The following is a 12,661-nucleotide window of genomic DNA, read 5'->3' as shown; positions in this document are numbered from 1 at the left end:
AGAGCTTTAAGATGTCAAAGTTAAAAAACAGAGAATGAGCGAGAAAACAGGAGAAAACATTACTTTATAGTGGGAGGGGATGTTTTGGGTGGAGTAGTAACTTTTGCAGTTTGATCCGTGTTGCTTCTACTAGGTGTGTAATCGCGAATAGAGATGTTCTTTACCATTATGTTCACTCCTGGAATAACTTGTTAAACACATATAGAATATAGGAATGAATACCATAATTGTAAATTATTTTTTGTTTACAAATTTCGACAATTCTTGTCGCAGTAAATTCGTATATAGTTGCATGTTTTACTTAATGTTCACGATATGAGCATAAGTTCCGTCTTGAGTGCGAGTAACATGAGAAGGCAACTACAAAGAGCCGTAGAGCAGCAGAACGATATCCAGAGCATCTGCTTGGGCATCGACGTTCAGACGACAAAGCGCACTTTATGGCCGCTGGAGATCGCGTGTGATTGATTGAAGGCATATTGCCTCGTAAGGCGGACGCCGCGTGTGTTCCTACCCGCCTCTACATGTAAAGCCGCTCATGTTGCCATCCGCCTGTTAAAAACCCATTTACTCAAAAAAATTTACATTCCCGAGAAATCGTGTAACCGCTATCATTTTGGATTCATACTGCTTTGAAACTGGACAATATATTCATCCAGACGCTGGCTCAGAATTACAACCTCTATATGGTCCAATCCTTTTTCCTGAACGAGTTTAACAAGTTGTCTTCGTAATTCTTCGATGATATTCAATAGGTCTTCTGTGAACGCTCACCAAAATGTTGACCACTTTGCTCATCATAAAGTTACCCACCTGACAGTTTGAGCACACGTCATCATTTTCACACCTAATTGCAAATGTTTTTACTGAGCCAAGGATCGTCAAGGGCTTGCGTAGCAAGGGGTTTACCCTTTATCCTTGACGATCCTTGGTGCAGGAAATAAAATGCTACTTTGTGTGAAAAAAAGCATCGTAGGTGGTCAACTCGAAGATGAGCGTTTGCTCCAAAAATGGTCAACTTTTTGATTAGCATTCACAGTCTTCTTCATTTTTCCTTTTTTTGTTCACTTGAATCATACACCTGTCTTTATGGAGAGATTAAAAGTGATTTGTTCCAGTTTAATCGGGAAAAGATCTGGTTAATCGGAAATTTCTCGGTGATACCTTCCTTTTTGTGTAAGGGAAGGGCAATTCTACTATACAGCACTCTCCAAAAAATTCGGTTTAGAGAAAATAAGGAAATATAAAAGCCAGCACGTTTACACAAATGCTGGCTTTTATCTCAGGCTATTTCGTTTTTGAACTGCCAAGCAAAGCAAGTACTGCTTTGCGGAGTGGTTTGGACACGTCGCAGAGGACCGATACATTAACCAAAATCTAGCACAAGTCGGCAAGGTCCATGCAGCATAAAATTTCGTCGAGTGCTTTGTTCATGCGGCCGCGCTTCAATTCATATGCGATTTTAAAATACCGGAAGTTATAATGTCTTCCCTTATTAATCTGATCCTGATGTTCATAAAAGCGTTCGATTTCCGCAGAATACCGCTCTAAAACATGATCGATAGAAAGGTCGAATTTGCTGGCAGCTTCCATGATCGTCAAAAGTCCGGCTGGTATTTCCGCAGGGTGTTTGTCTAAAAAATCCAAATACTCGGGCAAGACTTGGGTATCCCCCATCAGTAAATCATACGTGTACATATTGGCTTTTGCCCACGTCTTGAACTTCTCTACCTCCATTCGCCCTGTATCATCAAGGAGTTCAAACCAGTCAAGGTCAGCATAGCCCTGCACATACTTTTTCGCTTCACCATACAGCCCTTGCATCTGCAAGGCAGCTCCTTTCAGCAGAAAGCCTTGACCGTAATACACAACCAGATGACGCTCGGTCTTGAGCGGCTCACACGTCTTGGCGTTTTTCCGTTTGCGCCATTCATGCTCGTAAACCTTCGAGGCCAGTAAGCGGAGCTCGTCTGCATACTTTTCCATATCGCTCCACCTTTGCAAAACAAAAGATACATTCGCCAACTGAAGCAACCCGTCCAACTGATAATTTTCTGGCAGGCGATTTCGATAAGGTTCAAATCGGATGACGGCTTTCCAGTTGTCTTCGGCATTCGCTCCTAGCGTTGCACGAAACAATCTGTACTGACTGAGCGAAAAGCGTTCTGAATGGCTATCCTTTTCATTTTCAATCACGAGCTGGTAAAAAGGAATGGATTCCTTGCGCTTCCCCGCTTCAAAGAGGCGTTCTCCTACTGAAAAGAGGATATCCACATTTTTTGCTCATCCAGCAGTTTAGAAACGATCGGTTGAATGCAATCCTGCCGCCCAATCTCAGCACACCGGATCAAATACGGGATCACCCTCGGCCGCGAGACTCTTTCTTTGGCAAAGCACTCGTCGGGGTACAATTCATACAGCCATCCGGGAGGCTGTTCAAATGCGGTAGCCAAGGCATCCAACTGTCTTATCGTCATCGCGCGATTGCCCCGTAAAATATCGCTGAGATGCCCGTGATTGATTCCCGACAGCGCACTGAGTTTGCTTAGGGTGTAGCCGTATTGCTTTTGGATTTTTTCTATCTCTGACCGCAACGAACGTTGCAACGGTTCTTGCAGCCTCATAGAATACCTCCTAATCGAAAAAGTTTTGCGTGGGCGAATTTTGTTTCTGGTAAATATTGATAAATCCAAATTCCACTTTAGTTTACTGTACAGTGCTGAGTCAAGGGAAACTGGCATCTCGGTAACGAGAAGTTTTTTAACCAGGCTGCGAGTAGTATGGCACTGAGCTTGAGGGGAAAAGTCCCGATGGGGTCTTGTTTCTCCAAGAGCAATAGATACGCAGATGAGAGTGAGCAAGAAGATTCTGAGGAAACAGGAAGAACCTTCGGCGTCATGCTGGGCGATGGGGATGTCTGCCGAAAGGAAGGGGGAGAAGTGAGGTGCGTCTTTTTGTGGACAAAAGATATTTTGTCGTGATTTCGGCAGGAAACGAGGGAGAGGTATTATAAAAATGAGGCAAATGATTTATTATAGTCGTGAGAGCACATGATTATACCCCTGCAAGTGAATACTAATGATAGGACTCAGCCGGAAAATAAATGGAGAGAAAGTGTTTTCGAGGATGGGGCCTGTTTTTGGACAGAAAGGTAATCCTCGAAAAAAGTGCGGAATGTTGAGGACTTTGACTACAAGCAAAGCCTTGGCATTACTGAGTTTGTTCATGCCGACCAAGGTCGGTTACATTGAGGACCCGAGGTACGAGGGGACTGAAACACGCTGAAAACTCAGGGTAAAAACCGATGAGGTCACGTTACATTAAGACCCCGAGAAACAAAGGGACTGAAACCGCTCTAACACAGACTGTTCTGCTTTTTTCGCTTCTGTACATTACGAACCCGAACACGAGTGAACTGCCACAACGAACCAAGTTCTTACGACAAAATGGCAACTGCCTAGAACACCCTAAACCCACAAAATAAGCCTACGAAAAAATTAAACTCATACTGAACAAACCGCAAAGCCCAACATTAAAAAATCCGCCCAACCAAAACCCCAGTTCCGAAACGAGGTGACCAAATGTTCGGATACTTCATCACGTTTGCCCTTAACTTTATAGTGGCCTACTTTATTTACGACGACCCCAGCATCCTGAAGCCTTTCGTGCACTCCGTTTTGATTCTGGCTTTGATCGTCCTCGTGGATCTATTTAAGAAAAAACAAAGAGCCACGCGCTGACTTTCAAGAAGGCAGTATGGAGCGCTAAAACAACTGGAAAGTAAGCAAAATGCCCTAATTCACACTTTTACAATTGTTGTATTTTGGGAACTATCCCGGACTGATCCAAATATAGGGAGCGAACCGTTACTATCCGTAAGACCATCCCCCATACACCCCACCCTCATTCCTACAACTACGCTATATCTATCTGTAATGACAAACGTACGTTCCTATGCTACTATAAAAATAAAAAGCAGGTGCTCCCCCAATGAACAAACCCGTCCACGTTAAATTGACGCACTATTCTCCCGCTCACTTGCCAGCGCTGCGCTCGTTTGAACTCCCCGAAGAACAGGGACAGTTTACATCATTGCCTGTCGAGACTCTCGCGGTAACAGAAGGCCAATACCCGATTGTGATTGTAAGCGAAAAGGAACCCGTAGGCTTCTTCTTGCTCCATTCCACGGAGCGGGTAAAGGAGTATTCCGCGAACCCCGACGCGATGCTGCTCACTTCCTTTTCCATTAACCATGCACAACAAGGCAAAGGCTATGCAAAGCAAGGAATGCTTCTCTTGCCGGCATTTATCCGTACCGAGTTTCCTGCCTGTACGGAAATTGTTTTGGCAGTGAACCATAAAAACATCCCTGCCCAGCGGCTGTATGTGGCAGCGGGCTTTGCAGATACCGGGCGCAGAAGAATGGGGCCGCTCGGCGAGCAATTTGTTTTCTGTTTGCCGCTGCCAAATGACCCGCAATAATCGCTAGCTACGCTATACGCTACTACAGCGCCAGCAGACAGCGGAGCTGCACACGAAAAACAAGCCGGAAACCCGCATTGGTAAAGGGCTCCCGGCTCTTTTCACACTCTGTTTGTTCCTGCAACTCGCAGTTCTCCTTCTTCGACAGCACTCATCTCAGCTCCGGCATGCTTGCTACGCATTCACACGAATACAACCGCCAGCCTGGACACTAGCCATCACACCGGAAACAATCGACCAAAAGCCAAGCCCGGCCCTAAAAGCGCAATCCATTCAGTTTTGCCTCTCTACCATACAAAATCCGCTTGCTAAGCCGAGCTACAACGACTTTCACTCGCTCTATACACGACAACCGCAACGAAAACAAACCGACAACACAACCGACAAAAAAACCGAAAACAAAAACAAGGCCCCACCCCAAAAAGGGACAAGACCTCGCTTTTCCAAACTCATTCACATTCAGCAACAATCGCGCCTGACACAGCGTAATGCTCCAACTGAATATCCATGTCCAGTCCTAGGGCAAGCTTGGCCATCTGATAACCGACGTAAGGCCCCATTGTCAGGCCGGACGCGCCGAGGCCATTGGCGACGAAAATGCCTTCCCAGCCGGGGAGCGGGCCGAGGACGGGAAGAAATCCCGGCGTGAACGGGCGAAAGCCTACCCGCGCTTCCACGAACGTGCTGTCGGCAAGCCTGGGGGCGATGTCCAGCGCTTTTGTGAACACTTCATGCAAGCCGCCTGGCGTTACGCGCGTGTCGAAGCCTGCGACGTCGTTTTCGTGCGTGGCTCCGACGACCATTTTTTGCTGATCGAAGGCGAGCAAATATTGATCGTTGGGCGGAATCACCACAGGCCAGTTGCCCGTATTCGCGTCTGGATAGTCCAGATGGACAATTTGCCCCTTTTGGAAAGTAACCTGAAACTGGACGCCCAGAGACTGGAAAATTTCGTTCGCCCACGCTCCGGCACAGACGATGACGGAATCGGCGGTGATCGTTTCAGAGCCTGCACGCACTCCGGTTACCCGCGTTCCGTTGTGTACCAGGGTAGCTTCCTCGTATAGAAGCACAGCTCCATTTTTTTGCGCAGCCCGCAGCAAAGCATCCCGCAGGGCGCGGCCATCCACGCGAGCGGCTCCTGTGACATGCACCGCGGCGTAGTCCTCGTCGAGCGGAGGAAAAAGCGCTTTTGTCTCCTCGGAGGAAAGCATGGTGACGTCGCCCAGCTCCGGCGCATCTTCCTTGCGCGTGAGAGCCCGCTTTTCCAGCGCCTGCAGCTTGTCTGTATCCTTGTGAATGCTAAGAGCGCCGACACGGGCATACCCGGTGCTCGTCTCGCCGCTCTGCTCAAGCTCGGCGATCAGCGAGGGGTAAAAGCGCGCGCCTTCCTTCGCCAGTTTGTACCACGCCTGATTGCGCCTTTGCGACAGCCACGGGCAAATGATCCCTGCGGCTGCATCGGTGGCCTGGCCTTCATGTTTTCGGTCCACAATGATTACTTCTGCGCCTCTTTTTGATAGCTGATACGCCGTCGAAGCACCCAAAATTCCGGCACCTACAACAATGATTTTTTGCATGGTTCGCATCCTTTTTCATGAGGGGTGTACAATGGCTTCCTTATTACTATAAACTAACGGAGCAAGAAAAGGTACGTCTGCCATGGACCCAAGCTTGTGAACAGATGAAGGCGTAATTGTCGAAAAGATAATTAGTGCAAAAGTACCAATATTGGCGTAATCTGATAGTAATATAGTCGTTGGCGGATTGCTAGACAGCTAAAGGGCAAAACCATCATGATTTTGCTTCTGGCGCTTATACGAAGCCAAGCCAAAAAGGAAAAAGGAGGAGAGGGAAAAAGTGAGAGTATGGAGGCTTTTGCTATTGTTCCTGCTCATGGTTCAACTGACGTTGGGGACTTGGGGGCCGCAGGCGATTAGCCATGCGAATAGCGGGAACGACTTGAAAAAGCAGATTTTGGAGATTACGGATTCCGGCAGTTCGGAGCTTTCCTTGTCCAGTTCCGACTATGCGATCACGACGATGAGCATGAAAAAATTCGTCGCGATTCGCGAAGAGCTGGACGGGAAATACGATGCGATCTACATCGGCTCCGGGAAGTACAGCACGGATCCGGTAAGCTATCGCAACATGGAAAACTCCAGTTCCCCGACGGATCGGGCCAACGCGCACGATACAAAAAACAAAATGAACGACATCACCGACCTGAAGGCCGAAGCGATCAAAAAGGAGTTTATCAGCAAAGGCCAACTGGTAGTCTTGCACAACGATACCGTTACCAAAAATACAGGCAAGTTGAAAGCGCATTTTAACCCATATAAAAGTGGCAGCCAGAAAAATGTCCTTTTTGCCAGCAGCGCCTCAGATGCAGCGAAAAAAATTGCGCAAAACATAGCGACAAGACCGCGCTTGACCATTCTTTCCCAGCCGAGCGATTACACGCTTTCCTCGCATGCCATTTACGGTCCGGGAGATAAGATCACCTACACGTTCAAGTTGGCGAACTACTCTTCTTTTGTCGGCCGCGGGCTGAGCGCCAATCTGTACATTGACGCTGACTTCGACAGAGTATATGAGCCGGAAGAGCTGGTCAGCACGACTTCGCTTACGGCCAACAGCGCAGTCAACGAGCTTTCCTTCGTCCTGCCAAAAGGCTTGTCCACGCTGTACTACTGGAAGCTGGAGCTGGTAGACGAAGCGACCAAGCTGAAAGATTACGAGACAGGCATTTTTCAGTTCCGCGATCAAAAAGTGAACGTCAGGGTGCTGCAAGTAACCGTCAGCTCCAATGACGAGAGCGATTTGAACAAGCGGATTCAGAAGGCGTATCTGGACAACGGCACCGATTACGCCCTCCAGATCAATACGGTTTCGATGAGTGATTTCAACAAAACGTATTACAAGACCTTGAACGGCAACTACGACATGCTGGTGTTTGGCTTCCGGGATACATACAACGAAGGCGCGTCGATCAGTACAGCAGCAGCCGAAGCGGTGCAATCTTTTATCCGCACAGGCCAGGGCGTCATGTTTTCCCACGATACGATCTACCGCAGCAGCAACAACTGGCTCACGTATTTCAAAGACATTAGCGGACAAATCGACCCGATGCACAACCTGGGCTTCGGAGCGCCGAACCGTTCGAAAACGACCAAGCAAGTCAACAGCGGCTTGCTGACGCAGTACCCGTTTGCTTTGGGAGAATCCGTCACGGTGGCGGAAACGCACGACCAGTACTATACGCTTGACCTGGAAGATCCGACTGTCATTCCGTGGTACAACATGACAGGCAGCAACCGGGACGTCGACGATAGCTGGAACCATTACTACACCTACTCCAAGGGAGGCGTCACCTACTCGGGTACGGGACACACCTCCAGCAGCTTTCCGGATTCCGAGCAAAAGCTGTTCGTCAACACGCTGTACCGCGCCTTCATCGGTGCCAACCATGCGCCGATCATTACGATGATTGCGCCAAATGACAAGGAGCGCATTCGCAGCACCGACAAGGCGTTCGATATCGTCTACCGCGTGGACGACTACGATTTGAAAGACTTCATGCTGAAAACGAAAATCTACGTCGACGGCAAGCAGGTCTACTCCAATGATCGGACAGGTAACGGCTCGATCGTCATTTATCAGGCGGCCAATACCAAGCCGAACGGCGGCGAGATCGAGATCAGGGTAGAGGTGGAAGACAGCAAGGGAGCCAAGCAAACCGTTACGCGAAAAGTCATCGTAGACAAAGTGACACCTGCGCTCGCCCTGTCTCGCAAAGTGCTCAATGAAAATCCGGGACGGATCAAGAAAAGCGATCCGATCGCGATCGAGTACACCATCGAGCCTAGGGATATTCCCGTCAGCGAGCTGGCGTCGACAGGTCTGCGTCCAATCTGGATGCCGCAGGAGAGCTATGTGGTCGGCCAGGCGTATTCGTTCCAGGACCCGACAAAAGGGGATTTTGGACCGATTGCGTGGGCAAGTCCAAACACTGGCACGGCATACCTGAATCTGTTGAAGACAGGCTACACCCAATCCGTTTCACTCGGTGCGACCGTCAATACGCTGCCAGGCAGCAATCTGAAAAACGAACTGAATGAAGGCTTGAAATATTTGTATGATCGAAAGGCGATCATTACGCTGCCGATCGTCGACGATACGAAGCTGACCAGCAGTTCCACAGCGGCGCCGATCCTCAACTTTGGCCGCTTTGAAGTGAAAAAGGATGCGGCTGGCAACTACACAGGCGTCTTCCAGGGATACGTGTATCAGGTTACTGGCAATCAGCTTACCTTGAAAAATATCAGCTTCAACGAAATTTACCCGGAGGGCATTGAAGTGAGCAGCAATTCCGAAGGGTGGCAACAGTCTACGTCAGGAGGCAAAAAGCAACTGGCTGGACAGTTGCAGGATGTGACGTACAACCTCGTGAATACGTCTGCCGGCAAGGTGTACCGTGCGGAGAAACAGCAATTCACCGTAGAGCTGAAAGCAACGAAAAGCGGTCTGTACACGCTCAACCAAGCTCAGATGAATTACACCGATTTTACGGAAGCGGAGATTACGGACAAGTTCAACAGCGTGAACTTCAATGTGTACACGGCTGTGGAAGGCGTCACCCTCAATAAAGAGCAAATTACACTCGTCGCGGAAGATCCGGCTCGCAATACCGAGAAGCTGGTGGCAACCGTCTTCCCGGCTGATGCAGAAAACAAAGACGTGAAATGGACCTCCAGCAACGAAAAAGTAGCGACCGTCGACTCGGTAGGGCGTGTCGTCGCTGTCGGCAGCGGTCAGGCAACGATCACGGTGACGACAGTGGACGGCGGATATACGGACACGTGCCTGGTCATCGTTTCGTCCCAGCCGCAGTTGACCATGACACCTAACGATGGCTGGAACAGCTTGTATCCAAAAGAAGTAGTCATTACGGCAGAAGTCATCCACTTCAGTAAAACCGAAGTGCTGCAACCGGATTTCCGCATCAACGGTACTTCTGTAGACCCTGGCACACCGAAGGCTCCGGTTGAAGTCGGAAACGGCCTGTTCAAAACGACGTACCAGTTTACGATTGAGCAAAATCAGACCTCGTTGGGCGGACCTTTTGTCGGGCCTGCGGTGATTACAGGTCAGGTGAAAAACGGGCTGGGACGGCTTTCCAACGAAGCAGAAGGGAAAGTGTACTTTAACCCGCCAATCGAAATTACGGCGACGGGCGAGCGAGAGGGCAGCTCGCAGACGGCCAAGCTTGTCGCTACGCCGTCTGGAACGATCATGCCAAATGCAACCTTTGGCTGGGTTTACGAGAGCGATAACAAGAATGTCAACCACCAGACGCAACTGACCGATTTCAACAACGGCACCACTGCCCAAGGCGTACCGTTGAAGCCAGGCGTGAACCACTTTGTAGTCGCCATGCGCCAAGACTTTAACGAGGACGGAGATACGACGGATGTTAATGAAATGAGCGTGTCGAAGGTCATCACGATCGGCGGTAGCGAGTATCCGGTATTTACGGCAGAGGCGGAGAAGGTTTTGGAGCTGGAAAGCATAGGGACTGTGAAGGTGACCCCTCAAGAGCATGTCACCGAGGATACCGTCTGGAAGTACAGCACAACGCCTAACCCTACGGAAAGCGACTTTACGCCGATTCCCAACATGGACAGCAAAAATGATAACTACCTGGACATTCCGCTGCGCACGGAAGGCGGAAAGTACGTGGAAACCACGGTTATCATCAAGGCAGATAATGGCGACGGCTATGTGACGACTCGCCAGGTTGTCCTGACACCGCCGAAAGAAAGAACTTCGCCGTATGCCTTTGTCATCTCGACTGGAAGCGTGCAGGAAAACAGGGCGGTAAACGTGCGCCTGGGCTACTCTTTTAAAGACGTAGATGTCGATGGCAGAGTCAAGGTCAACGTAAAAAATGCAAAATATACGATTGTGCAGGTCGGAAGCGGTGAACCTGGCACAACGGTTGCTCTCCCGCATAGCGTTATTTTTGCAGAGAAGTTCCTCAATCTGAAAACGGACAATTCGAAGACGAAAACATACAAGATTACCGTAGAAGTCGAATACACCGTTACGACCATTCGCAAGGGAGGAAAGAAAATAGAATCCCCAATCAAGCATACGCAAGATGAGTTGACCATCACCGTTCTGGCAACGGGTACACGCCAATAACCGCTTCCTGACATGAAAAATAGAAAGTGCCAATGCGAACGGGTTTGTCTCGCATTGGCACTTTTGCTTTTACTCCAGGATCGGATCTCCTACTTCGGGATACTCTTTGTCGTACATGTCGATGTGAAAACGGTCGCCAGGCGGGAGGCCCGGTGTCTTCTCTTCGAAAATGTTGCGGTCAAAAGAAATCGACATGTGCGTCGGTGGCTTTTCCGCACGGTCTTCGCGCACGGAGTTCAATTCGATGTAGCTGGTTCCTTCTTCTACAGCATCACGCACGCTGCGGCCTGTGGCGATTCCGCCAATCAGCCGGTTGTGGGAGTTGATCGAGTAAATCTCCATGGCGCTCTCCGAGTACAGGAAGGCCGAGAGTGGATAAATGTCCTTGCTGTCGATCGAGCTTTCGTCTTTGTACCTGTCTGTGAGGCTGATCGTGCCGGACGCGATAATGACCAGGTTGTTTTTCCGACCGGGCTGCGTAATATTTTGGATCTCGCGAATGACCACGTTGCCATCGACATAAACCGTGCCGTTGATGGACACGTCTCCGACAATGTCCAGGTTGCCCTTGATGTAGATCGTGCCCGTGTAAGTGAAAGGCTTGCCTTCATGGTCCGGCTTCGCCTTGAACGAGCCGCTTCTGCCCATCTCTACCGCTGCCATTCCTTCGCCGTCCGGACCGCTGATGTACAGATGGCGAATGTTTTCCAGCGAATCTCCCGTGAAGCGGGCCGTCAGGTTCAGGAAATCCGGGTTGGCATCGCGATAAGGCGATTCGATGGCGAGCAGCTCACCGCTCGGCGCGTAGGCATCGATAAAGCCAGGAGGCACTGCGCCATCCGCTTCGTCAGGGTCTCTGAACCATCTGGCCGATTCGACAGGCGGCATTTGCTGTGCGCTGGTCGCGAGTGCTTTTCCTTCGCGGATGCGGTCGGAGACGTATTTCGCCGTGCTTCCCACTTGTTCATCTATGAACAGCGAATCTGTCGGACGATTTCTTTCGGTCACGATAGGCGGCTCATATCCGGGGATGTACGGCGTGGCCGGATCAGCACTGAGCGTAACCGCATTTTCCTCCGTGTCTGGCAGCGGGCTGGGGACGAAGGCAGATTCCAGATCAGCAATTCGCGGGCCGGAAAAAGCGGTGCTGCTCGGCTCCTCCGCAGGAAAAGCGGCAATTTCCATCAGGCGGCTGCGGCTCGGCAGGAAAATTTCGCCCTCCACGTAGTTGGGACCGCTTGTGCCGACCTCCCAGACTACCTCATCGTTTGCCGGATCGCTGTCCTCCGTATTTTTCAACGAGCTGTAACGATAGCGCGAGCTGGTCACAACCGAGTCGGCTGCGATGTTGCCAATCACGTTGCTCCCGCCGAAAAGCCGCAGTTGGCCGGGAGTGCTGATCGCATAGTGAAAAGGCGCAGGCACGGTATTCACGTAGACAGTCGAGGTGAGCTTGACCTTCCGCAAGTTTTCCGCCCGGTCGGGAATGCCGATCACGGACACTTTGAGCTTCAGCACATACGGCTGGCTGGTGCTGCCGGTGTCGCGGGGAATCCGCGACTCGATGGCGGTATGGATGGCGAAGCTGCCGTTCATGCCCGGCAAGCGGATTTCCTTGTATGTATTCGGTTCCGTAGCGGAGATGCTCTCGACCAGGTCGATGACCTTGTCGCTGGATTGGGTCACTGGCACCTCAGTGGGGCGCGACAAAGAATCCCGCACCTCGCTGATCGTCCCATTCCCGTTCAGGAAGGAATGAGGCATCTGCAACTGCGTCTCCAAATACTCCTGGAAATAGGCCAGTCCCGCGTCTGCCAGCAGTTTGCCCTGCACCTCATCCTCGGCAAAGGTGCGCTGCTTTACGCTCTGCATGGTGTAGCTGGCGAGCGAGAGGGCCAGGACCGTAAACAGGACAATGATAAAAAAGACGATGACAAGGGCGCCGCCCCTCTCTTCTTTGACGATCTGCATG

At 50.4% G+C, this 12,661-nt stretch carries 7 protein-coding genes; 2 read left to right on the top strand and 5 right to left on the bottom strand.

The features are described from left to right. Positions 1 to 611: 611 nt before the first annotated feature. From AC3WQH_RS14685 to AC3WQH_RS14675, 3 genes are all read right to left on the bottom strand, one after another. On the bottom strand, positions 612 to 752 hold the full coding sequence (locus AC3WQH_RS14685) for an aspartyl-phosphate phosphatase Spo0E family protein (RefSeq protein WP_081414809.1): 141 nt from the start codon (positions 750 to 752) through the stop codon (positions 612 to 614). A gap of 625 nt (positions 753 to 1,377) precedes the next feature. After that, a complete protein-coding gene (locus AC3WQH_RS14680) occupies positions 1,378 to 2,274 on the bottom strand; it encodes a DNA-binding protein (protein WP_241752898.1) in 897 nt (298 codons plus the stop codon). Next, complete coding sequence (locus tag AC3WQH_RS14675; protein ID WP_241752897.1) at positions 2,253 to 2,624, bottom strand: helix-turn-helix domain-containing protein; 372 nt, start codon at positions 2,622 to 2,624, stop codon at positions 2,253 to 2,255. The genes AC3WQH_RS14680 and AC3WQH_RS14675 overlap by 22 nt, the downstream gene beginning before the upstream one ends. Before the next feature lie 1,366 nt (positions 2,625 to 3,990). Here AC3WQH_RS14675 and AC3WQH_RS14670 point away from each other — a divergent pair. After that, positions 3,991 to 4,482 carry a GNAT family N-acetyltransferase gene (locus tag AC3WQH_RS14670; protein WP_005830902.1) on the top strand — a complete coding sequence of 164 codons (492 nt, stop codon included), beginning with the start codon at positions 3,991 to 3,993 and terminating at the stop codon, positions 4,480 to 4,482. Positions 4,483 to 4,931: 449 nt separating this feature from the next. On the opposite strand, the gene AC3WQH_RS14665 is transcribed toward AC3WQH_RS14670, so the two are convergent. Continuing rightward, entirely contained in the window at positions 4,932 to 6,062 is a 1,131-nt protein-coding gene (locus AC3WQH_RS14665) for an NAD(P)/FAD-dependent oxidoreductase (protein ID WP_005830901.1), read from the bottom strand. A gap of 280 nt (positions 6,063 to 6,342) precedes the next feature. On the opposite strand from AC3WQH_RS14665, the gene AC3WQH_RS14660 reads away from it, so the two are divergent. Then, positions 6,343 to 10,689: an Ig-like domain-containing protein gene (locus tag AC3WQH_RS14660; RefSeq protein ID WP_081592050.1), complete on the top strand. Its 4,347-nt coding sequence runs from the start codon at positions 6,343 to 6,345 to the stop codon at positions 10,687 to 10,689. Between the two features lie 69 nt (positions 10,690 to 10,758). Here the strand turns inward: AC3WQH_RS14660 and AC3WQH_RS14655 are convergent, their stop codons facing one another. Beyond that, positions 10,759 to 12,660: a hypothetical protein gene (locus AC3WQH_RS14655; RefSeq protein WP_005830897.1), complete on the bottom strand. Its 1,902-nt coding sequence runs from the start codon at positions 12,658 to 12,660 to the stop codon at positions 10,759 to 10,761. Position 12,661 lies beyond the last annotated feature (1 nt).

This window comes from Brevibacillus sp. FW301-21C12A (assembly GCF_058788915.1).
The sequence above is the reverse complement of the archived record's forward strand: the minus strand, read 5'-3'. Positions and strand labels throughout refer to the sequence as shown.